At 36.7% G+C, this 22803-nt stretch carries 33 protein-coding genes; all 33 read left to right on the top strand.

Features of this window, described 5'->3' with window-relative positions:
- Nucleotides 1-43: 43 nt before the first annotated feature.
- The 33 genes from NSQ14_RS12785 (at nt 44) to NSQ14_RS12625 (ending at nt 22563) form a co-directional block, all read left to right on the top strand.
- Nucleotides 44-496 carry a transposase gene (locus NSQ14_RS12785; protein WP_041848253.1) on the top strand — a complete coding sequence of 151 codons (453 nt, stop codon included), beginning with the start codon at nt 44-46 and terminating at the stop codon, nt 494-496.
- Nucleotides 489-1895, top strand: a complete 1407-nt coding sequence (gene terL, locus NSQ14_RS12780) for a phage terminase large subunit (protein WP_346216453.1) — start codon at nt 489-491, stop codon at nt 1893-1895. Before NSQ14_RS12785 ends, terL begins: the two co-directional genes overlap by 8 nt.
- Nucleotides 1896-3230 (top strand): phage portal protein, encoded by a 1335-nt coding sequence (locus NSQ14_RS12775; RefSeq protein WP_346216452.1) that lies wholly within the window; start codon nt 1896-1898, stop codon nt 3228-3230. It abuts the gene before it with no gap.
- Nucleotides 3214-3510, top strand: coding sequence for a hypothetical protein (locus tag NSQ14_RS12770; protein ID WP_041848256.1), 297 nt, complete (start codon nt 3214-3216; stop codon nt 3508-3510). Before NSQ14_RS12775 ends, NSQ14_RS12770 begins: the two co-directional genes overlap by 17 nt.
- 22 nt (nt 3511-3532) lie before the next feature.
- Nucleotides 3533-3772, top strand: a complete 240-nt coding sequence (locus tag NSQ14_RS12765; protein ID WP_041848257.1) for a hypothetical protein — start codon at nt 3533-3535, stop codon at nt 3770-3772.
- Nucleotides 3772-4665 carry a minor capsid protein gene (locus tag NSQ14_RS12760; RefSeq protein WP_346216451.1) on the top strand — a complete coding sequence of 298 codons (894 nt, stop codon included), beginning with the start codon at nt 3772-3774 and terminating at the stop codon, nt 4663-4665. Before NSQ14_RS12765 ends, NSQ14_RS12760 begins: the two co-directional genes overlap by 1 nt.
- A 131-nt stretch (nt 4666-4796) precedes the next feature.
- Entirely contained in the window at nt 4797-5012 is a 216-nt protein-coding gene (locus tag NSQ14_RS12755) for a hypothetical protein (RefSeq protein ID WP_346216450.1), read from the top strand.
- 68 nt (nt 5013-5080) lie between these two features.
- Nucleotides 5081-5299, top strand: coding sequence for a DUF7681 family protein (locus NSQ14_RS12750; protein WP_346216449.1), 219 nt, complete (start codon nt 5081-5083; stop codon nt 5297-5299).
- Nucleotides 5300-5492: 193 nt separating this feature from the next.
- A complete protein-coding gene (locus NSQ14_RS12745; protein WP_052522606.1) occupies nt 5493-6170 on the top strand; it encodes a DUF4355 domain-containing protein in 678 nt (225 codons plus the stop codon).
- A gap of 12 nt (nt 6171-6182) precedes the next feature.
- Nucleotides 6183-7058, top strand: coding sequence for a phage protein (locus NSQ14_RS12740; protein ID WP_041848261.1), 876 nt, complete (start codon nt 6183-6185; stop codon nt 7056-7058).
- A 17-nt stretch (nt 7059-7075) separates the two neighbouring features.
- Nucleotides 7076-7411: a hypothetical protein gene (locus NSQ14_RS12735; protein ID WP_041848262.1), complete on the top strand. Its 336-nt coding sequence runs from the start codon at nt 7076-7078 to the stop codon at nt 7409-7411.
- A 2-nt stretch (nt 7412-7413) separates the two neighbouring features.
- Entirely contained in the window at nt 7414-7740 is a 327-nt protein-coding gene (locus NSQ14_RS12730; protein WP_041848263.1) for a phage head-tail connector protein, read from the top strand.
- Entirely contained in the window at nt 7737-8057 is a 321-nt protein-coding gene (locus NSQ14_RS12725; protein ID WP_041848264.1) for a hypothetical protein, read from the top strand. The genes NSQ14_RS12730 and NSQ14_RS12725 overlap by 4 nt, the downstream gene beginning before the upstream one ends.
- Nucleotides 8054-8413 carry a hypothetical protein gene (locus tag NSQ14_RS12720; protein WP_346216448.1) on the top strand — a complete coding sequence of 120 codons (360 nt, stop codon included), beginning with the start codon at nt 8054-8056 and terminating at the stop codon, nt 8411-8413. Before NSQ14_RS12725 ends, NSQ14_RS12720 begins: the two co-directional genes overlap by 4 nt.
- A 4-nt stretch (nt 8414-8417) precedes the next feature.
- Nucleotides 8418-8825 carry a tail completion protein gp17 gene (gp17, locus tag NSQ14_RS12715; protein WP_346216447.1) on the top strand — a complete coding sequence of 136 codons (408 nt, stop codon included), beginning with the start codon at nt 8418-8420 and terminating at the stop codon, nt 8823-8825.
- A 12-nt stretch (nt 8826-8837) separates the two neighbouring features.
- Entirely contained in the window at nt 8838-9347 is a 510-nt protein-coding gene (locus tag NSQ14_RS12710) for a phage major tail protein, TP901-1 family (RefSeq protein ID WP_346216446.1), read from the top strand.
- Nucleotides 9348-9366: 19 nt separating this feature from the next.
- Complete coding sequence (locus tag NSQ14_RS12705; RefSeq protein WP_041848268.1) at nt 9367-9669, top strand: hypothetical protein; 303 nt, start codon at nt 9367-9369, stop codon at nt 9667-9669.
- Between the two features lie 86 nt (nt 9670-9755).
- Complete coding sequence (locus NSQ14_RS12700; RefSeq protein ID WP_346216445.1) at nt 9756-10100, top strand: phenylalanine racemase; 345 nt, start codon at nt 9756-9758, stop codon at nt 10098-10100.
- Nucleotides 10101-12845, top strand: coding sequence for a phage tail protein (locus NSQ14_RS12695; RefSeq protein WP_346216444.1), 2745 nt, complete (start codon nt 10101-10103; stop codon nt 12843-12845).
- Nucleotide 12846: 1 nt separating this feature from the next.
- The gene (locus NSQ14_RS12690) at nt 12847-13566 is read left to right on the top strand and encodes a phage tail protein (RefSeq protein ID WP_346216443.1); all 720 of its coding nucleotides are present in this window, start codon (nt 12847-12849) and stop codon (nt 13564-13566) included.
- Entirely contained in the window at nt 13566-15080 is a 1515-nt protein-coding gene (locus NSQ14_RS12685; protein ID WP_346216442.1) for a phage tail spike protein, read from the top strand. Before NSQ14_RS12690 ends, NSQ14_RS12685 begins: the two co-directional genes overlap by 1 nt.
- 65 nt (nt 15081-15145) lie before the next feature.
- A complete protein-coding gene (locus NSQ14_RS12680) occupies nt 15146-15484 on the top strand; it encodes a hypothetical protein (protein WP_346216441.1) in 339 nt (112 codons plus the stop codon).
- A gap of 15 nt (nt 15485-15499) precedes the next feature.
- Nucleotides 15500-15934, top strand: a complete 435-nt coding sequence (locus NSQ14_RS12675) for a hypothetical protein (protein ID WP_346216440.1) — start codon at nt 15500-15502, stop codon at nt 15932-15934.
- A 13-nt stretch (nt 15935-15947) separates the two neighbouring features.
- A complete protein-coding gene (locus tag NSQ14_RS12670) occupies nt 15948-16220 on the top strand; it encodes a hypothetical protein (protein WP_346216439.1) in 273 nt (90 codons plus the stop codon).
- Between the two features lie 2 nt (nt 16221-16222).
- Nucleotides 16223-16375, top strand: coding sequence for a hypothetical protein (locus NSQ14_RS12665; protein WP_346216438.1), 153 nt, complete (start codon nt 16223-16225; stop codon nt 16373-16375).
- Between the two features lies 1 nt (nt 16376).
- Nucleotides 16377-16484 (top strand): CD1375 family protein, encoded by a 108-nt coding sequence (locus NSQ14_RS12660; protein WP_343127948.1) that lies wholly within the window; start codon nt 16377-16379, stop codon nt 16482-16484.
- Nucleotides 16485-16577: 93 nt separating this feature from the next.
- Nucleotides 16578-16943, top strand: a complete 366-nt coding sequence (locus NSQ14_RS12655) for a DUF2513 domain-containing protein (RefSeq protein ID WP_346216437.1) — start codon at nt 16578-16580, stop codon at nt 16941-16943.
- A 230-nt stretch (nt 16944-17173) separates the two neighbouring features.
- Entirely contained in the window at nt 17174-17878 is a 705-nt protein-coding gene (locus tag NSQ14_RS12650) for a hypothetical protein (protein ID WP_346216436.1), read from the top strand.
- Between the two features lie 152 nt (nt 17879-18030).
- Nucleotides 18031-18225, top strand: coding sequence for a hemolysin XhlA family protein (locus NSQ14_RS12645; RefSeq protein ID WP_346216435.1), 195 nt, complete (start codon nt 18031-18033; stop codon nt 18223-18225).
- A 1-nt stretch (nt 18226) separates the two neighbouring features.
- A complete protein-coding gene (locus tag NSQ14_RS12640; protein WP_340499622.1) occupies nt 18227-18454 on the top strand; it encodes a hypothetical protein in 228 nt (75 codons plus the stop codon).
- Nucleotides 18402-19670 (top strand): GH25 family lysozyme, encoded by a 1269-nt coding sequence (locus NSQ14_RS12635; RefSeq protein ID WP_346216434.1) that lies wholly within the window; start codon nt 18402-18404, stop codon nt 19668-19670. The genes NSQ14_RS12640 and NSQ14_RS12635 overlap by 53 nt, the downstream gene beginning before the upstream one ends.
- Nucleotides 19671-19792: 122 nt before the next feature.
- Nucleotides 19793-20758 carry an Abi family protein gene (locus NSQ14_RS12630; protein WP_346216433.1) on the top strand — a complete coding sequence of 322 codons (966 nt, stop codon included), beginning with the start codon at nt 19793-19795 and terminating at the stop codon, nt 20756-20758.
- 809 nt (nt 20759-21567) lie between these two features.
- Nucleotides 21568-22563 carry a tetratricopeptide repeat protein gene (locus NSQ14_RS12625; protein ID WP_095141506.1) on the top strand — a complete coding sequence of 332 codons (996 nt, stop codon included), beginning with the start codon at nt 21568-21570 and terminating at the stop codon, nt 22561-22563.
- Nucleotides 22564-22803: the final 240 nt, after the last annotated feature.

Here is a 22803-nt window from a genome sequence, read left to right as displayed (position 1 = left end):
ATTTGCTTTATGCAGTTAGCAAAAAGGAGTGAGGTGTATGTAGATGGCTAAAGGCAAATATCAAGAATGGCTTACACCTGAAGGATTGTTAAAAATTGAAGGATGGGCAAGAGACGGGCTTACAGATGAGCAAATAGCCCAAAACATTGGGATTAGGCGTGAAACTTTATACGATTGGAAAAAGAAATATTCCAACATTACTAACGCCTTAAAAAAAGGCAAAGAGGTTGTAGATCGTCAAGTTGAGAATGCCTTGTTAAAACGTGCATTGGGGTATAAATACGATGAAATTACGTATGAAAATGGGAAAGAAACGAAACGAGTAACGAAAGAAGTACAACCAGATACAACGGCTCAGATATTCTGGTTAAAAAACAGACGCCCGGATAAATGGCGCGACCGAAAAGAGTTGGATGCGAACGTCAATCATTCTAATAATCCATTTCAAGAGCTTTCAGTGGATGAATTAAAGAAGTTGGCTGATCTAGATGAATAAGAATGAATATATCAAACAACAAGCCAAATTAGAACTCGCTAGACGTGAGTTCTTTTATTTTTGTAATGCTTTAGCGCCGGATTTTTATAAACCAGAGAGAAAGTTTCTGATTGATCTATGTGACAGCATGCAGGAGTTTTATTTCAGCGATGATAGTGTTTTGGTCGTTAACGTTCCACCCCGACATGGAAAGTCGTTTACTGCCGGTCATTTAGCTCAATGGATATTTGGTATCAATCCGGCTGAAAAGATTATGACCGGCTCTTATAACGAAACACTTTCCACTGTTTTCTCAAAACAGGTTCGGAACTCTATTCAGGAGATAAAAGCCCATGAAAACAAAATAGTTTATAGTGACATTTTCCCTAATACGAGAATCAAACAAGGCGATGGGGCTATGAATTTATGGAGCTTGGAAGGACAGTATAATAATTATTTAGCCACAAGCCCTACGGGGACGGCTACAGGGTTTGGAGCAAGCCTATTAATCATAGATGACCTGATAAAAAGCGCAGAAGAGGCATTCAATGCGGCTGTACTTGAAAAGCATTGGAACTGGTTCACAAATACCATGCTTTCCCGTTTAGAATCAGGTGGGAAAATCATCATCATTATGACCAGATGGCATTCTAATGATTTGGCAGGTAGGGCATTGAGAGAGCTTCCAGAGATAGGGTATAAAGTTAGGCACATTAACATGAAAGCTGTACAGGAAGACGGTTCTATGTTGTGTGATGATATTTTGAGCAAAAAGGAATATGAACAAAAAACAAGTGCCATGAGCCCAGAAATAGCCAGCGCCAATTATCAACAGGAACCGATTGACCTTAAGGGTAAATTATATGCCCATTTCAAAGAATACAAGATTAAAGATATGCCAAGTTTCAGACGAATCAGTTCGTACACGGATACAGCTGATACGGGCTCTGATTACTTGGCATCTTACATTTACGGGGAAACATTTGATAACGAAGCGTATATTTTTGACGTGATCTACACGAAGGATCCAATGGAAGTGACCGAACCTCTTCTTGCCAAGAAACTTTATGAAAACAACGTCAATTTAGCTTGGATTGAATCGAATAATGGTGGTCGAGGGTGTGCAAGAAGTGTGGAAAGGATTCTAAAAGAAAAATATCAATCTAACAAAACGAAAGTTAATTGGTTCCATCAAAGTAAAAACAAGGTTGCTAGAATCCTATCCAATGCAACATGGGTAATGGATCATGTGTATTTCCCTGAAGGTTGGCGTAACAAGTGGCCAGAACTTTATCAGGCATTAACGACTTACCAGAAAGAAGGTAAAAATGCCCATGACGACGCACCGGATGCACTGACAGGAATTGCGGAAAAAATGGGGAAAACCATTCAAGTAAAAACATTTAGGGGAGGGTTGTAGATGTCAGTTTTTATCTTTCCAAGAGAAAAAGAAATTACTGCCGAGGTTGTACAGAATTTTATCGAGCAGCATCAAGCAAAAATACCAAGATACCTTAGATTAAAAAATATGTACATTGGCAACCATCCAATTTTATCACAGCAAGATAAACCCGATTACAAACCTGACAATCGCCTAGTCGTAAACTTTGCCAAATATATTACAGATACGTTTAATGGTTATTTTATTGGAATTCCAATAAAAGTATCTCATGATGACCCAAGTGTAAACGACCGAGTGGATGAGTTTTTAAATCGGAATGATATGGATGATAATATTGCTGAACTTAGTAAAATGACAAGTATTTATGGACATGCATTTGAGTTTTTATATCAAAATGAGGAATCCGAAACTTGCTGCACTTATAGTGACCCAATGGAAATGTTTATTGTTTACGATGACACAATCGCGGAAAAACCGTTATTTGCTGTTCGTTACCAAGTCACAGATGATGGGATAAAAGGGCAACTATTTACGGCTACAGAGGAAATAACCATAACAGAAGGAAAAGATGGATTAATTCTGTCTGATAACAAGCCGCACTATTATGGCGATGTCCCGGTTATTGAATATATCGAAAATGAAGAGCGTCAATCAATCTTTGAAAATGTTGAAGCACTAATTAACGCTTATGACAAAGCAATATCAGAAAAAGCAAATGACGTTGACTATTTTGCAGACGCTTATATGAAAATTTTAGGCGCTGAAATAGACGAAACGACCATCCAGAATATCCGTGATAATCGAATAATTAATTTGTTTGGGGCTGATGATGTTTCTAAGTTGATTGTTGAATTTATGGAAAAGCCAAACGGCGATGCTAACCAAGAACATTTACTCGACCGAATCGAACGGCTTATTTATCAAACTAGCATGGTTGCCAATATTAATGACGAGTCGTTCGGCAATGCTTCCGGGGTTGCACTCGAATTTAAACTACAGCCGATGAAAAACCTCGCTGCTATGAAAGAAAGAAAGTTTGCTAGTGGGATGAATAGACGGTTTAAGATGGTATTCAATTTGCCAACAAATATGGAACCGTCAAAGAAAGATGAATGGCGAAATCTGAATTATACGTTTATCCGAAACATCCCTAGAAACATTTCTGATGAAGCTGATACTGCCGGTAAACTAGCTGGAATTGTATCAAAAGAAACGCAGCTTTCCGTTCTATCTTTCGTGGATAATCCGAAACAAGAGCTAGAACGGATTCAAAAAGAAAATCCAGGTAGTTATCCGACCAATGAGAATGGCGATTTTGTAACAGGAGGAAAAGAAGATGGCGAAGTATCGTAAAAAACCGGTTGTAGTTGAAGCTGTAAAATTAGAGAATAACCGCGATTCTATAGTAAATGCGATTGAATTTGTATACAACATAGGAATGGAATCAAGTCTGATTGGAATGAGTGCTACGGTGCAACAAATTGAACAAGAAGGAGGATTTATCATCAAAACGCTTGAAGGCGACATGAAAGTTTGTTTCGGTGATTACATCATTAAAGGTGTCAATGAAGAGTTTTACCCCTGCAAACCGGATATTTTTGAGAAAACATATGTTAAAGAGATTGAGTCATAGAACATGGATGGTGGTGTTGACGATGTATGACGAAAAACTACTTCATGAAATGATTACGAGAATATCAGAAGCAATGGGGGAATTTGGCAAGTCAATTAAAGAGCTTGCCGAAAAAATTCTTGGAGTTTATGACGATGTCGAAAAAGAAAAACAAAAATACCAACCGGTTAAAACAAAACATCATATCCCTTTAAAAATCGTTTCAAGGTCGCAAGTGATAAACAGAAAGCCTAGAACTATTTTTGCTAGGAGTAATTGTTGATGGCTACCTTATCCTATTGGGAACAACGAATGGAGCAGCTCTACAACGCTCAGGACAAAAAGAATAATGCTCTTGATAAGAAACTGAGAAAAGAGTATTTAAGACTGGAAGAAAGTATTAAAAAAGATATTGCCAGTTACTATCAGAAATATGGTACAGATAACGTAATTCAATATCGACAATTGGTGTTGAGCCTGTCACAGTCTGAACGAGATTTGCTTTACAAAGACATGGAAACTTTTGCTAAGAAGTATCCACAGTATGCAAACTTAATGCCTGTTCGTGAATCGATTTATAAGTTAAACAGACTTGAAGGATTGCAACTATCCATCCGCATGAAAATGGTGGAATTAGGGGCATTTGAGCAAGAAGGTTTTGAAAAACTATTGATGAAAGCCTATGAAAGAGGGTACTTGTCTACGATGAAAGGACTAGACAATGCACCTTCTTTTTTTAGCGTGAATGATATTTTTCTTCAACAAACGCTTAATCAGAAATGGATCGATGGCGGTAATTTTTCAAGTCGGATATGGACAAACAAAGAAAAGCTGATTAATACTTTAAACAACGAAATTCGAGACGCCATTATTCGTGGTGATGATTACAAGCAAATGTCCAAAATCATTCAAAACCGTTTAGGTGTTGGTGCAAATGACGCTTATCGTTTAGTTGTGACGGAAAGTGCTTTTGTTATGAACCAAGCCAATAAGCAGGCATTTATGGATGCGGGAATTGAACGTTATGAAATTACTGCTGTTTTAGACCACAGAACGAGCCCGATATGCAAACATTTGAACGGTCAGCAGTTTAATTTTAAGGATGCCAAAGTTGGTGTGAATTATCCACCATTTCATCCGTTTTGCAGAACTACTGTTGTACCGATTGAGAATTAAAGTTGACCCTGAAAAACAGAAGAAATTTGAAGATATGAAAAAAAAGCAATAGACAACTTCAAACGGAAATAAAAGCACTTAACTAATCCAAATAGTTAGGTGCTTTTTTATGCACAGAAAGAGGTGATTAAATGGACGTTAAAAACCTAGTTTCTAATGATGTTGCTTGGATGGTTGAACATGTTAACGGCCTCTATCGAGAAGGAAAAATAAAAGGGTTCACTGTTCAAATTTTGCAGACTAATGGTGAGATAATAACAGGAACATGTGGGGATATTTCTTTTTTAGAAAAGTTAGGGCTTATTGAAATGGCGAAACAAGATATATTCTACGAGGCAAATTCCTGAGGAGGTGATCCATATCTCCTAGCTACCAGGTGCGGTAGCCGTTTGTAAATTGTATAGGGGTGAAAGTTTTGCGACCATATGTAAACGATCGATTCGAAAACAACTTTACTTATCACAGTCCAAAAGAAGGACAGCCTGAGAAATACACTAAAATCCGAGAAAAAGCTAAAGAATTAGCTTACCTAATCGATGGTAATTGCCCTAACAGCCGTGAAAAGTCTTTGGCCATTACCAAAATTGAAGAAGCTATGATGTGGGCGAATGCTTCAATCGCTAGAAATGAATAATCTTTGTCCTAAGCACGACGTTAAAAGGCTTATTTTTAATACTAAAAATCAATCGTACACGGGTATTTTAACATGGCTATAGTATTTCATCATGTCAGTCGTAAATGGGCTGAATTTGGCGTGTTTGGGGCTTGAGAAGATGAAATAACAATAATGTGTAATACGTGTGTGGGATAGGAGGAACATGATTACTATGAATATTTTCGATAAAGCCAATAAATTAAAAGATTTAGAGAAAGCAAAAAAGTTTCCTTTGAAATTAGATTTACAATTCTTTGCTGAACCAGGTGAACCGGGAGACCCGGGAAATCCACCAAATCCCGAACCAACTCCTGAACCGACTAAGAAAATCGAATTGACGGAGGAGGAATTGCTAAAACGGATTGAAAGTGAAACGGATAAAAAACTGGATAAAGCATTGAAAACCGCCCGTGCAAAATGGGAAGAAGAGTTCAAAGCAAAACTTGAAGAAGAAAAGAAAGAGGCTGAACGTCTTGCTAAACTTTCCGAAAAGGAGCGTAAAGAGGAGGAACTCAAAAAACGTGAAGAGGAGTTAAATAAACGACTCCAAGAACTGGAACGGAAAGAGCTAAAGACAGAAGCAATTGCGGATTTGACTAAAAAAGGTTTGCCGGGTGAATTTGCTGATTTTGTTCTTGCTGAAAGTGCTGAAAAAACGCTTGAAAACATTAACACGTTTAAAAAAGCATTTGATGAAGCCGTTGCTGAAAAAGTGAAAGAAGCGTTAGCCGGGAAACCGCCGAAAGTAACAATGAATAACAAGGTATTAACAAAAGAACAGATAATGGCAGAAAAGGATACTATGAAGCGTTTGAAATTAATTCAGGAAAACCAACATTTATTTAACTAGGAGGAATGAAATATGGCAGAAACTAATTTACAAGTAACTGGTGATTTTGCGAAAGCTCAATCTATTGATTTTGTCGAACGTTTTGGATCTAACCTTTCAAAATTGATTGAAGCGTTAGGTGCTACTCGAAAAATGCCTTTAACAAGTGGCATGACTATTAAAACTTATAAATCTTCAGTAACTATGGCTGCTAATGATCAAGTTGGTGAAGGAGAAATTATTCCACTTTCCAAAGTGAAAACAGAGCCAGCAGATACCATTGAAGTAACATTCAAAAAATATCGTAAAGCTGCTTCTGTAGAGTCAATTCAAAAACATGGTTATGATCAAGCGATTATTGAATCTGATGAATTGCTATTAAAAGAAATTCAAAAAGGTGTTCGTAAAGATTTCTTTGATTTCTTGGCAACTGGAACAGGTTCCGCAACAGCAACTAACTTACAAGGTGCATTTGCTAAAGCGTGGGGGCAAGTACAAGTATTATTTGAAGATGATGCAGCACAAACAGTTGTATTCGTTAATCCATTAGATATTGCAGACCATTTAGCAGATGGAAACTTAACTGTTCAAACTGCATTTGGTTTACAATACGTCCAAAACTTTGCTGGAGTTGATACAGTAATCATTAATTCTTCTGTGCCAAAAGGGACTGTTTACGCTACAGCACCAGAAAACATTGTTTTAGCTTATGTAACGATTAGTGGTGGAGAACTTGGAAAAGCTTTTGACTTCACTACAGAAGAACTTGGTTTAATCGGTGTTACTCACGATATTCAAAAACAAAACTTAACAGCTGAAACAATCGCTTTGTCAGGTGTGAAGTTATTTGCAGAACGACTTGATGGTGTTGTGAAAGTTGCAATCCAAGAACCAGCTCCCGAAGTATAAAGAAAGGGTGTTATAGTATGTCTTATAAGGTTATTAAATCTTTTCAAGATCTAGATGATAATAAACATTTATACGAGGCAGGAGAACCTTATCCCCGTGAAGGGTATGAACCTACAGAAGAGCGTATTCAACAATTATCGACTGTAAATAACAATAAAAGACAGGTATTCATCAAGAAAGTAGGTGAGCCTGATGGCCAAGAACAAATAGGGCAGGGTGACAGAGAACAAGAAAATGTAATCGAATTTCCTAAGCACACGGGTGGCGGATGGTATCTACTGTCAAACGGTGAGAAGGTCCAAGGTAAAGATGAAGCAGTCGAGGCAGAAAAAGCATTGAAAGCCGGTGATTAATCATGGCGATTGATACACGTGTAAAAATTAGAATACCTGACATAAATGTGGATCTATTGAACGAATTTGTTCAAACAGCAACCGACCGGATTAAATTACGGTTAGGCTTAGCAGAGTTTCCAGTCGAGTTGGAATCCATTGCTGTTGAAGTTGTATGCGCCATGCATAACCGCAAATATCATCAAGGAATCAAAAGCGAAAATGCCGATACTTTTAGTGTTTCTTTTGTTGATGATCTGTTAAAAGAATATGAGTCTGATTTTCAAAGATATTTAGAAATAAAAGAAAAACAGGAGAATGTAAATAGAGGGGTGTTGAGATTCTTATGATTTTCAAACCTCTCTTTTTGTTTGCCAAACGAGAAAATGGAACAGACGTTTTAGGCAATCCAATTTATGAATTGGTGCAAATTGGACAGTCGGAAGGTCGTTTCTCGTCGTGGACGAATGAAGAAATTGCGTTAGATGTTCGGAATGTCACCATCAACAACAGAAAAATTCTAACGAGAGCAACAAAAGAGCAGCTCCAACAAGCTGACAAAGTGCAGTTTGAAGGCATGTATCACACGATAACGGCTATTACAGGGGATGATACAACAAGATGGAGAATTGTTGTTGTCAATCGCTATGGAAGTGAAAAACCGTGAGAATTGAATTCATTGGAACCGAAAAGTTAGAAAAAAAACTACTTAAAAAAAGTGCTACAGATTTCCAAGCAGTTGCGGAAAAAAATATTCGTGATATTTATACGAGATCCCAAAAAGAAGGCGGCACTCCGGTTGGCGATTATAAAGGCGGTGGACAATTAAGAAAATCGGCTCGATATCGCGGTGATGAGATGGGATATACAGCACATTATGCGGCTCATGTTGAGTACGGACATCGATTAGTTCGAGGAGGTAGAACGATTGGGTATGTTCCGGGTCAATACTTCCTAAAAAAGAACGTAGATGCCCAAAGGCCCATTTATAAGCAAGATTTAATAGATAGACTAAGGGAGTGATTAGATGTACAAAAAATTATTATTTACGGATATATTAGTTTCGATTATCGAAAAAGTAGAAGCGAATACTGGGTTACGGTGTTATGACAACGTACCTACTGATGCTCCTATGCCTTTTTATCACGTGGAGATGATTGGCTCTACCCCAGAAAAAAGCAAAACGATGATGAAAGACCGCTATCAGGCTGTTATCCATGTTTTTACAGAAGGTGGTAGTTCTGTAAATATATTTAATGCCATACACAAATTAGAAGAAGCTTTATCGGAGGATATTGAGTTACCGGGTGATTATGAGGTAACTTTACAAGTCCCAAATGGTGTATCTCAAATACTAGATGAAGCAGACGGAACAAAACACGCTGTAATTGGCTATGATTTTGTTGTTTTTAGTGGCTATAAAGTAAAAATATAAGGAGTGATATCAATGGCTTTTGAAGATAATTTATACTGTGATTTTTCAGGGAGCGCAACAAAGGCTGTCGCTGGTAAGGATATCTTACTTGCTATTTTTAATTCAACAGGAGATAAGCTGCTTGCCGTTGCAGGGCAGCAGGGATTAACCATTAACCGTTCGAAAGATTCGATTGAAGTTACTTCCAAGGATACTAAAGGTGGATGGAAGGCCAAAATTGGAGGCATGAAGGAATGGTCCATTGATAATGACGGACTGTATGTTGCAGATGACGAATCACACAAAACACTCGGAAAAGCGTTTGAAGATGATGAATTCGTGTGTTTAAAAGTCATTAATCAAAAAACGAAAGAGGCTATGTTTGGCGGCCTTGCTATTGTTAGTGACTACTCACTAGAAGCACCTTTCGATGACGCAATGACGTACTCTATTAGTTTGGAAGGAAACGGCCCACTTGTCGATTTATCTAATCAAGAAGGCAGTTTAATGCCAGGAGAATCTGAAGCTCCAGCAGGTGCTTAAGTAGAAAGGAGAATGCTGAATGTTTGAAGTAGATGGGGTTGTGTACGCCTTGAAGTTTAATATGAAAAAGTTGAAAACCGTTGAAGCTGTAACGAAAACGAGTGTAATCGGAGAAATATCCAGGAATAACGGTGTTTTATCTTTAAATCTTTTGGAACAGCTTTTTTCATTTGGCTTAGTTGAGGAAAAGACAAACGAGCCCGTAAAACAAAAGAAAGCACTCGAAATGTTTGAAAAAGTAATAGAGAATAACGGTCTTTTAACAGTGAATTTGGCAGTGGTTGAAAAGCTGCAGGAAGACTTGGGTTTTATGTTTCGGTAGAACTCGTAGAAAGCGAGCTACCGAATTATGACCCCACTCCGCGCGATTTGAGGATAGCAAAGCTAGCCGAACCATTTCAGAACGAAATGGAGCTAGCTTTTTTTGTTGTTGAAATCGGTATGTCCAAAAAAGAATATGAATCGTTAACTGAAACTGAAAAAATGTTCATCCGAAAACGACATGAACAGAAATTTATTAACGAAAAAACTTGGCTGCGTAATGCTGTGTTGAATGCGGTCAATAACGCACTGCGGAAAAAAGGAAAAAAATTTATTGAACTTTTTCCGAAAAAACAACACAAAGCCGACAAGGAGTACAACAAGAACGCTATTAAAATCGTCATGGAAATGGAAAAGACAAACGGCAAATCTTGGATAAACTTAATCTATGAAAGAAACGGAAAGAAACCTCCACAGAAGGGAGGAAAATAAATGGCGGATTATACGCTAAGTGCGAAGATAACCGGAGATTCGAGTGGTTTTACAAAAGCATTTCAAAATGCTACGAAAACACTAAATGATTTGTCTGAGAGAACCAAAGAGATAAGTAAAAAAGTGAGCGAGGCAGGGAAAAAAATTAGTAGTTTTGGTGACCAATTAACAAGTAAAATTACAAAACCTGCATTAGCCGCAACAAGTGCATTGGTGGGAGTAACCTTAGTTAAGGGGTTTAGTCGATTAACAGGCATTGACAACGCACAAGCAAAATTAAAAGGATTAGGTCATGACGCGAAAAGCGTTGAACAGATCATGAATTCAGCACTTGAATCCGTAAAGGGTACTGCTTTTGGTATGGATGAGGCTGCTACAACTGCCGCAAGTGCTGTTGCGGCTGGTATTATGCCAGGTAAAGAATTAACTCGTTATCTTTCTCTTACGGCAGACGCTGCAGCGATTGCTGGTGTATCTATGGCAGAGATGGGTTCGATTATTAACCAAGTCCAAACTTCACAAGTAGCCTACACGGATAACCTTAACCAATTAGCTGATAGAGGTATTCCCGTCTATGAATGGTTGGCTGATGAAGCTGGTGTAGCAGCAGCTGATGTCAAAAAGATGGCATCCGAGGGGAAAATATCTTCTGAAATGTTCTTAGCCGCTATCGAGAAAAATATCGGTGGTGCGGCAAAGATAATGGGGGAGTCTTCATTTACTGCGGCGATTGCCAACATATGGGCTTCTGTAGGAAGGATAGGTGCTAACTTCCTTGACGCTGGAGGAAAAGGAGGGGGATTCTTCTCCGCTATAAAACCCATGCTCGCAGATTTTAACGAACGTTTGGGAGTGGTTGAGGAAAAAGCGGCTGATTTAGGTGTGAAGTTTGGTGAAGCTTTTAATAAAGTTATAACAAAAGCAAGTGAGCTAAAAACTTGGTTCGACGATCTCTCCCCATCTGTTCAAAGTCTCATCGTTAAGGGAGCTGGAATAGGTGCTGCTATTGCTGTTGGAATTGGACCGGCGTTAAAAATCGTAGGGGCATTAACTACAGGATTTAGCGGGGTCATGTCGGTATTAGGTTTTTTAATAAGTCCTATAGGCTTAGCGATTGCAGCATTCACAGGATTAGCAGCAGTATTTGGCTATCAAATGGCTACGAATGAAGCATTTAGAAGTAATGTGATGTCTGTATTTAGCTCGATAGGGGAAAAGATTTCAAACGTGGTAGAAACGGTGAAAGGGATTGTTCAAGCAATCTTACCTGTATTTACCGCATTCTTTTCCAGTATTATGAGTGGTTTTAACTCAGCTGGCGGTGTAGGAAGTGGGTTTGGTATTCAGTTAGCTTCCATATTTATGGGGCTAAATCCGATTATTAAAGGTATTATCGTTTTATTCCAAAGCTTTGGACCACAAATTGTTAGTGCATTTCAACAGGTTTCTGCCATGCTTATTCCGGTTGTATCGACAATTGGAACAGCTTTAGGAGAAATTGCTGCAACGATTATTCCGGTCTTTATGAGCGCTTTACAAACGCTTATCCCAGTCGTTGTACAGGTCGGTATGGCATTTATGAATATTGTACAAATGGTCTTGCCAGTCTTAATCTCACTGATTAATCAGTTGGTGCCAATCATTACACAAATCGTTACGGTAATCGCCCAAGTAGCTGCTCAATTAATGCCATTGGTTACAATGTTAATAAGCACATTACTGCCAGTTATTGTTAATATTATCGCGACAGTGATGAATATCGTACAAACTGTTGCACCGGCTGTTATTGCTGTTATTAGCGCTGTAATGCAGATAGTCCAAGCGTTATTGCCAATCATCATGAGTATTATTACAGTTGTTGTCGAAGTAATAGCAAGCGTCATATCTATCATTACACCAATCGTTGCTTTTATCGGTGGAATCATCAATGCCATAATGGCGGTTATTGCTCCAATCATTGCTTTTGTAGCGGGTGTAATTGCCAATGTTGTTGCCGTTATTCGACCAATAATAAATATTGTTACAGGAATATTTAACACGGTATTTAGTGTCGTTAGTGGTGTTTTTAGAAACATTGTTACATTCATTGGTTCGGCAATCAATGGAATTAGTTCTGTTATTAGCGGCATTAGTTCCGTTGTTTCAAGCGTGTTTAACTCCGTCTTTAGTATTGTTTCTGGAATTATGAACCGTGTTTCTAGTACTGTTTCAGGAGTATTTAATGCCATCCGTGGATCGTGGTCTGGTTTGACCGGTTTTGTTTCCGGCGTGTTTTCAGGGATTTCCGGGGCTGTCCAAAAACTTGTAAATCAAGTTAAAGGGTTTGTTAACAACGTAATTGGCGGAATTAATGCGGCTGTAGGATTAATTAACAAAATACCGGGTGTAAGTATAGGGAAAATCCCTTACCTTGCACGTGGTACAGACGATTGGCAAGGCGGTTTCGCCATCATGAATGAAGGTGGACGAGGTGAGTTAGTTAATCTACCTAATGGCGCACAGGTGATTCCACATGATGTAAGTATGAAGTATGCAAGGGAGGCTGCCAAAGAAAATAGTCGCGGATCAGGTGATTATATTGCAATTGGGCAAAATGATAATAGACAAATCGTTGATTTGTTAAGGCAACTATTAAGTAAAAATCAGGTTGTTGTATTGGATACCGGCGCTGTTGTAGGGGGTACTTATAATGAATATGACCGTTACGGCGGTAATCGTACAGTTTTAGCAGGAAGGTGGGAGTAGATTGAGTTATCCTTTTGAAATTGTAGAAGGTTTCAAATTTGTTGGGATTCATACAAAAGATTATGGGATGAGTTTAAAAGAAAGGACTGCTCCCACACCAGAAGAAAAAACTATAACAGAAGATGTCCCATTTATGCATGGCGTTTATGATTTTTCTATGCTTTTAGGAGAGAGAATTTATGAAAACAGACCTCTCTCTTATACCTTTGAGGTTTATGATAGAAATTATGAACGTCGAAAAGTAGATGAAATAGCTCTTAAAAATTGGTTAATGAAACCAGGTTATAGTCCTTTATATGATGATTTTGATATAGGTTATTACTGGCTGGCTAAGTGCACAGGTGTAGATATAGAGGACGATCATAAAGCCGGACGCCTGATTATTAATGTATCTTTTGACGCCTACCCATTCAAAAAATCAGAACTGCCAGAAGGACATGACATATGGGATGACTTTAATTTCGAGTTGGATGTATCACAACCCGTTGAATACCAAGTAAACGGTACTTTAAATATCAATTTATTGAACGCGGGCTCGTGTAGTGTTGTACCAACAATAACGGTAAGCGCAGCCATGACAATCCAAAAAGATAAAATTACTTATAATGTTCCACAAGGTGAATCAAAAAGCGAATCATTCCGGTTGATGATTGGTGAAAATCCTATGACCATAACAGGGAATGGAACGATTAAGTTTACCTTTTACAAGGAGTTGATCTAATGTACGAGGTAACGATTTATGATGGGATAGGTGATAAAGTTGGGACAGTAATCCACTCACCCTATCCAAACGATATTAAGCTTTCCAGTGGATCAATTAAAAATGTACTACAGGGCATATCGAATATGTCCTTTTCCATCAATCTAAAAAATCCAAGTTGGGGGAAAATAAAACCATTAAAGACTTTAATTAAGGTAAGGGATGTTAAAAGAAACAAAGTTATCTTTAATGGTCGAGTACTTAAACCGACACAGCAAATGTCTAGTGCTGGTATGTTTTCAATATCTTATGAATGCGAGAGTATCAAAGCCTATTTGCATGATAGTCACCAAAGATGGGGAGAGTATCATAACATTACAGTCCGCGACTTTTTACAAGTGATTATAGACAATCATAATCGACAAGTAGAATCACACAAACAATTTAAACTAGGTAATGTAACCGTCACAGACTCCAATGATAGCCTTTATCGATATTTAGGGTATGAAGATACCTATGACACGATAAAAGATAAATTATTGGACCGTTTGGGCGGTTATTTAATTGTTCGAGAAGAGACTGATGGTAATTATATTGATTACCTTGAAAGTTATGGTGAGGTGTCAAATACCCCCATACGCTTACGAACCAATTTAAAAGACATGAAACGTGAAATAGATCCACTTGATGTCATCACACGTTTAATTGTACTTGGTGAAACAATAGAGTCAGGGGATGAAAATAACACAGAAGCAAGCCAACCACGATTAACAATAGCTTCCGTAAACAATGGGAAAGACTTTTTAGATGATGAGGAAATGATAAAAGAATTTGGGATTATCGAGGGAACTATTATTTACGATGATGTAACGGATCCAAATACTTTACTTAAACGTGGGCAAGAATTTTTTGCTAATCAAAAAGCTGCAAAAGTTAATTATACATTAACACCAGTTGATTTAAATCTACTTGATGAATCATTTGATAGCTACGAAGTCGGGAATTGGTACCCAATTGAAAACCCTGTATTTGGTATAGAAGGTGAACGTTTACAGGTTATTGAAAAAAATATTGATATCATAAATCCTACACAAATGAGTTTGACAGTCGGAGAAAAATATAAGACCTTAACTCAATATCAAGTTGAAGCAAATAAAAAGGCTAAAACTGTTGAACAGTTGCAACAGACAGTAAGCAACCAATCACAGACTATAGCAGCTTTAAAAACCGAATTAACAGCCGTTGATAACGCAGTGAAAGAAGTCCAACAAACAATAGCTGAAAATGATATTCCAGCGCTGGAACAAGCTGTGGCTGATTTGCAAACTGCAATAGCAAACTTACAGACGGCTATTAATAATCTACCTACTTATGAATTAGCTACAACATCAAAAGACGGGCTCATGTCTAAAGCGGATAAAGCTAAGCTTAATATGATCACAGTGACAAAAAGCGTTAATTTGGATACATTAAAAACGAAATTAGATGATTTAGTACGCAGAGTTGAAGCGTTGGAAGGTGCAAATAATGGCTAAAATAAGCGATTTAGTACAGAAAATCAAAGAGTTGACCGAGCAACTTTTGAAGGAGGTCATAAAAGATGGCAATACCGGAATCAATAAAGAAACTGGCAAATGATATAAGGACTAAAATATATGGACGAGAAGTCAGGGAATCGCTTGCTAAAGGGATAGAAGCAGCTGGGAATATTGCAGACCAAGCGAATACAAAATCAGATGATGCCGTGGAGCAAGTTAATAGCATCCAATCACAGGTTAATCAGCTGGTTGTCGAGGGAGATTCGTCGGTGGAAGCGGCACAGGCTCGAGTATCTGCTAACGGGGTAGTATACTCTACTCTTAAAGAACGTCTCGATAAAACAATTATTCTTTCATCTTCTGAACCTACAGATGCTGATTATTGGTTTGAAGAAATATAATGGTGGTGACTAACTATGGCTAACAGAAATATTCAAATGAAAAAGAAGAATGGAGATACTTGGGATAATTTATATCCGGTTACAAAAATTACTAATGTATTAGATTTAGCAGGGAAAATTATTTCAGAATCGGGTAGTAATTCGAATGGGTATTATGTCCGTTTTGCTGACGGTACACAAATTTGTTGGCATACGAAATACACAACAAATTTAATTGACACTCCGCACGGCAATGTTTACTATTCTGGTTCCGACATTTGGACGTTTCCAGCATCATTCAAGATACCACCTAAATTTTTTTCAAATGTTGAATCTGCAGCGGGCTATTCTTGGGCAGGTCTTGGAGCTGATGCTGTTAGTACGACATCAGCTAGTTTTGCTGTGTTTAGCCCAGTTAAATCTTACGCAAATGCATTCGTAAGTTTGATGTCCATAGGTAACTGGAAATAAGGAGTGAATCACATTGAAAATATTATATAAACCGCAAAGATCAGATGAAAATATTGAGTATCAGTTTAACGGAGATGTTATTACCGCAACTTATAAAGGGGTTACTGATACATTTGATTTTTCATATCTACCAGATGGGAAAGCAGAAAACATAGATACATTACTAGAAATAAATCCTATTCTATCAGCTGAACGAATTGATGGAAAATTAAAAATTGTACTTTTGAATTTTATCGGTCCTGAAGCTACAGGCGAAGAAAAGTTCCCGAAATGGATGGAGGTTTAAGCATGGCAAATATTCAATGGAAAACCAAAGAAGAAATCGAAGCTGAACAAAGTGCTCCAAAACCACTGACAAGGGTGGAACTGCTCGAACAAGAAAACATTGAAATAAAATTAGCCTTGGCTGAATTAGCCGAAGCCGTGTTAGGAGGTGATTAAGTTGGTCAAGATTTATTATGATTTGATAAAAATGGGTTACCGTAAAATTGATGATGTGCCTTTAAGATGGCAAGCAGATGTGCAAAAAATGCTAGATTCTGATGGATGATTAAAGTTTAAAATATGTTCATATTTTGCGGATAATGGAAAAGGATTCCCTCCTTTTTTGTCGAATTGAGTAGACGAGAGGGGGTGAAAATTCATGAAAAGAGATATGGATTTAGTAAGAAGACTGTTATTTATAATTGAGGAGCAAGAAGACACACATTCAGAAATTCATATACCAAAGGAATTAGATAGAAATTTGGTAGTATATCATTTGAATTTAATGGAACAAGCGGGCCTAACAAAAAATAATATTAAATATGCAAGCGATGTTCCATTATGGATATATAGTCAACTTACATGGGAAGGACATGATTTTTTAGATTCTATTAAAAATGACACCATTTGGAATAAAACTAAGGAATCAATTAAATCTAAAGGTTTAGAATTAGGACAGGTTTCGTTTAGTGTGTTAAAAGATTTTGCAGTTCTAAAAGCAAAAGAAAAATTGGGAATAATTTAATTCAGCATCCTCCGGGGTGCTTTTTTTAAATTACTGGGTATCCATTGAGGGTGCTCTTTTTTGTTTTTAAAGACATATTAAGCAATTTACAAGAAATGGTTTATGCTATGCTGTTTTGGATGCAGATGAAGAAGTGGCTTAATGTATTCAGGAACATTTAATGCAGGTGTATTTTTTATATTAACTGTCTCTTCTTTATACCGATAATAAAGGTATAGGAGGGGATTTTATTGGAGTTTATAGAAAATAATATAATATCTTACCTGGTTCCTATAGGTGCATTTATAAAAGTACTTGTGGATAATTGGAACTCAACGGATTTAGAAAGGAAACTGATGAGCAATTTTAAGAAGTTCCAGATTGGTTTAGCAAAATATATACTCGTTGGAGTATCTTTTGTAGCATACTTTTATTTAATAGTATTGCCACTTTCGTTGGATTCGAGTAAAGTGGCAGATGTTCCATTAGTACGATTTTTATCGATGCTTTTCATTATTTTTGCGAGCTTATATTTTTTGCTAGAAAAGTTATTCTTTTTTGCAATTAATATTTTTAAATTCAAATTTGACTATTACATTGTAAATGAAGATAATGAACCAGATTTACTTGTTATTAAAAGCAGCGCTAAAAATCTTTTATTAGTAAAGTCTAAAGAAAATATTGAAGAATTTATCGATAATCCTAAGTCGAAGCGCTATAAAAAGGTTCGTCGAGAAAAAGTTTGGCTCAGTAATTTTTACCAAGGCAGAATAGTTAAGGTTTCTCTTTTTTTATTTTTTATTTTAAGTGTAATATCATTCATCGTTTTTTTAAACATACATTCATCGTTACAATTTATTTTTTATTTATTTTCTGTGTTATTTTTAGTGTTATTTATAGTAATCCTGATAGATTTTAAATCTGAAAAAAAATTTCAAAAGGAACATCAGAAATAACAATAAAGGATTTTCTTTAGTCAGAAATGCATTTTCTCTTGAAAAATGCCCCTTCGTGGTGTTTTTTATTTTAGGTGGTGATCCAAATTATATATGTTTAAAACCAACGCCAATCGTGGCGTTTTTATTTTGCTCAAAATAGGAGGCAGAACATGGAAGAAAGAGTAACAAAACTAGAATATGATATGACAGATGTAAAAACTAGATTAGCTGTCGCTGAGGCGGGGCTTAAAGATATGAAGGAGGATATGCAAAGTATTAAGAACAACACTACTTGGTTATTGAGACTTGTTATTGGAGCCATTATAGGCGCTGTTTTGGCGCTAGTATTGAAAGGAGGTGTGTAAGTTGAAAATTGACTGGAAATCAAAACTATCAAGCCGAAAATTTTGGGCACTTGTTGCCGGTTTTGTTGGCTCGTTGTTGGTCGCTTTTAATGTTAGCGAAGGTAGTATTTCACAAGTTACAGCAATCATTACTGCTTTTGGTTCTGTAGCCGTATATATTCTTGCGGAATCCAGTGTTGACAAAGCTAATAAAGGGAAGGATGGATCAAATAATGAAAAAAATGAATAAATATCTGGGAACGCTAGTACTCTCAACGATACTGGCGTTTTCTTTTGTCGGTCCGAGTTTTGCAGCAAAGCAACCGGATGTGGACTTTATCGACGTGTCGCACTGGAACGCTGAACAAGGATTACCATTGTCTTTTTATCAAACGATTAAAGCGAGCGGAGTCCAAGGTGTAGTCGTAAAAGTTTCCGAGTCTACAAGTTACCTAGACCCTGCCGCAAGCGTAAACGTTGCTAACGCAAAACAAGCCGGTCTTGTTACATCTGCATATCATTTTGGGCGATTAACAAGCATTTCCGATGCACAGTCAGAGGCAAGGTGGTTCGATAAATCGTTGCAAAAAGTTGGCTTTAATAAGGATACTGATGGATATGTAGTGCTAGACTTAGAGGCTACTAGCGGAGTCACTGATAGAGCAAAATTAACGCAATACGCTAATGCTTTTGTCAAGCAAATGCAGGAGTTAGGTTATCCAAGGGTAGATATTTATTCCGGATCACACTTCTATAATTCTAGCCTTATACCAACCATTTTAATTATCAATAAACCTTGGCTGGCCCGTTACAGCGCAAGCTACCAGGAGCCGCAATGGTCCAATGGTAAAGGTGCATGGCAATGGTCGTCCACGTACGTTTTTCCGGGTTTAGAACAGTTCGGACGTTTCGACGTCAATGACGATTTCGCCGGGAAATATACGTCAACTGTGGGCGTGGAAAGCGCAACGCCAACAGGGGAAGTAAAGCATATCGGATCCTTGTCACTGGTGGATTACTTGAAATCAGTTGGAAAAGATGCGTCATTTAATGCAAGAAAAGCTTTGGCAGCACAATACGGTATCTCTAATTACACCGGATCCGCTGCCCAAAACTTGGCATTGTTGAGCAAACTCAAAAACGGTGTACAGCCAACACAAAGTACATCCACAACCACGACATACACAGTCAAACGTGGTGATACGCTTAGCGGCATTGCGGCTAAATATGGTACTACGGTTAGCAATCTAGCAAGCTTAAACAATATTAAAAATGTTAACCGTATATATGTTGGTCAAGTGTTAAAGGTGAGTGGATCCGTAAGTGCCACATATCACACCGTAGTTCGTGGAGACACACTATGGGAAATTGCCCGGGATAACAGTACGACCGTCGCTAAATTGAAATCATTAAATGGGCTAAAATCTGATTTGATTTATCCAGGGCAAAAGTTAAGAGTTAGATAATAAAATCCCCTAGCCGATTGGTTAGGGGCTGATTTAGTGGATAACTCAAAATGAATATGCTAGAATGTAATTATCCAAGACTTTTAGACTAGTATCTTTAAAAAGGTAGGCCGATTAGTCCGATGCAGTTAATTGAGGAGCAAAAAGATAAAAAATTGTCATTTGATGAAATTATAGAGCAGCTTGAGGAAAAAGGAGTGCAATTTAAAGAAATCTCGAAGGAAACAGCCAAAGAAAAATTAATGAACTCAAACTTTTATTACAAAATAAGATCTTTTAGAAAAAACTTTCCTAAAAATAAAGATGGTAAATACATAAATCTTGATTTCTTTATGTTAAATGATTTAGCAACAATTGATATGAGATTAAGGTATGTTTTAATTCATATGTGTTTAGATATTGAGCATACACTAAAAACTAAAATTGTCAAAGATATTACATTGGACCAAATGGAAGATGGAATAAAGGTAGTCCAGAAATTTTTGGATGATAAAAATAAAAAAAGCAAAAAAGTAATTGATGATTATTATCGTCCAATCTCTAATGAAAGACATCCGAATCACGGCCTTTATAGGAAATATAAAAAAAGAATCCCGCCAATTTGGGTGTTTTGTGAATTAATGACATTTGGTGATCTAGTAGCTTTTATCGAATTTTTTTATGGTTATAAAAATAAACCAAGTTGTTACGCTCCTTTAGAAAAAAACTTAAGATATGTAAAGAATATTAGAAATTTAACTGCACACAACAGTCCTATAATTAATGAAATTACATTAAAAAACCAAATAGAATTCAATAATAATACAAATCGATTTTTGTACGATTTTCTGTCCTCGGTTGACAATTTATCTAAAAAAGCAATTAGAAAAAAATTGAAAAACACAAAAATACATGATTTATGTGCATTGTTTTATGTTTACCACACATATGTTAGTAGCACAGGAATGAAAAAACACAGATATGATGAATTAAACAAGTTTATGGTTAGGGCCAAAAGAAATAAAGAGTTATATAAAAAACACTCTAATTTTGTATCAGTTTATAACTTTTTTGATAAAATTATTGACTCATTTACAAAAAACATTTAAAATAAGGTTAAGGAAAAAATCGCTTCGCGCGGTTTGCACGGACGGGGCATGCCCTGTCTTTCAGTTTAGGAATACATAAACGCCCTCAACAGAGGGTAATTTTTTTACATTAAAACTGAACAGATGTTTTATAACGTTGATTAGATGAATAAAGCCTAGGTTTTTTTTATACCTAGGCTTTATTCGTTCCTAAGCAGTTCTTTATATTTTCAAAGTCAGAACTGGCTTTATCTCTGTATAAATAATCCGCTACACATTTAAATTTTTTTACACAAATTTTACACAAACTTAGTTATAACCCTTTATTTTATGCCGTTTTCCTACTATTATATAGGTCCGTCTGGGACGTTTTGATTTACATTTCAAGTCTTGAAATAATAGGGTTTTAAATAAGTAGGGATACTAGCACAGAATAGAACACTGTGGGTATCCTTTTTTTATACGTTAAGAACGTAAAAGTTTCCAACATAGATCCAAATTGGTGCAGTTGGAAAAATTTTCGTATTAGTTACGTTTAGAATTTTATTTATAGAACTGTTTGCAAGGGCTCCTGAGGTGTTCGACAGACTTTTTGATAAAGTTTGTTTGCAAATTGAACAGCCCGAAATTTTTAACACGCTTATAAAAGAATGATTGGGTAGAGTTGGCGAATCAATTTATTAATTTTCATTGATTACGAAAAGAACGTTCGCTCGTTCACTTTTGAAAAAATTCGAGCACTATTTGCATTAGCCCCAGTCCATCATTTTGCAAAAGTCTATTCCGGTGTTACAATAACTAAAAAAGAAAAAAGCGTGGGATTTGATGTTATGAATGACGATTTTTCAAACGATAAAGTAATTCCTTTCCCCAATTTACCGTTACGCTTATTGGATAAGGGGAGTAATTTATTGATTGAAGGGAGAATTAAGGAAGCTATTCCTTATCTTGAGAAGGCCGAGCAACTGGAACCGGAAAATCCGGATATTTTATATACATTAATTGGTGCTTACCTGGAACAAGGAAATTTTACCAAGGCGAAAATGTTGTTGGAAGAAATGGTTCACACAGGAGTTGGTGATTACTTTGAAACAGTGGAAATATATATGACAGTTCTTTTTCAACTTCATGAGTATAAAAAAATAACTACAATGTTAACAATGTTATTGGATGAGGATCAAGTACCGTTAGAAAAAATTGATCAATATAAGGAATTGCTGGAACTAAGCAGAAATTTAGCAAATGGGATTGATGAGCTACCGACATCGGATGTACATATAAATCTTTTTGAAGATGACTTAAAAACAACGATACAAAATTTGGAAAATCTCGATAAAAACGGAATTGCCCGACATTTACCGGAAATAAAAGAATATCTGGAAAGTGAAACAGGAAATCCTTTTTTAAAAACAATTTTATTGAATGTTTTAAGAGAAAATCATTACGAAGAAAAAGTTGTTGTAAAGAAATTTAATCAAACCGTACAATTGAATATCCAAACCTATGCCGATGTTCAAGATGCGCCTTTTCCCCGGAAAGTCAAAGAGAAATTGGAAGTTCTACTCGTTCATGAAAATCCTAGCTTATTAACGTATGCCGTTACTTTAACCGAACGCTTTTTTTTCATGATCTACCCATTGGAGATGAACTTTTCGAGTTTGGATATATGGGTGAATGCTATCCTCTTTGTTGTTGAAGACTATTTTGACCAGCATACAGATAATATTTCCAATTTATCGGAAATGGAAATGAACAAAGAGGAATTGGCAAAAGCGATAGACTTTATTACCGAGGTGGAACAACAATTTTGGATCACAACACAATGACAATTTGTTCCAAGAGGTGAATTTCGCCTATTTTTCACCCTTTTATCTTGAAACAAATGATTCCTATGATATAATGATATGGTTAGAATGATGTTCTTCTCTTTATACGCCTTGTAAAGTCTTTAGAGCTTGATACATAATTACATTTGCTTTTTGGACGATCATTGAAAGCGGATGAACAAGGTCTACATATAAGAACAATAGTAAATTTTTGATAAATAGTAGTTGGAGGGAAAAGGA

The sequence above is a fragment of the Caldifermentibacillus hisashii genome (assembly GCF_039654145.1).
GTDB lineage: Bacteria > Bacillota > Bacilli > Bacillales > Caldibacillaceae > Caldifermentibacillus > Caldifermentibacillus hisashii.
Note: the sequence above shows the minus strand (reverse complement) of the source record. Positions and strands in the feature narration are given on the sequence as shown.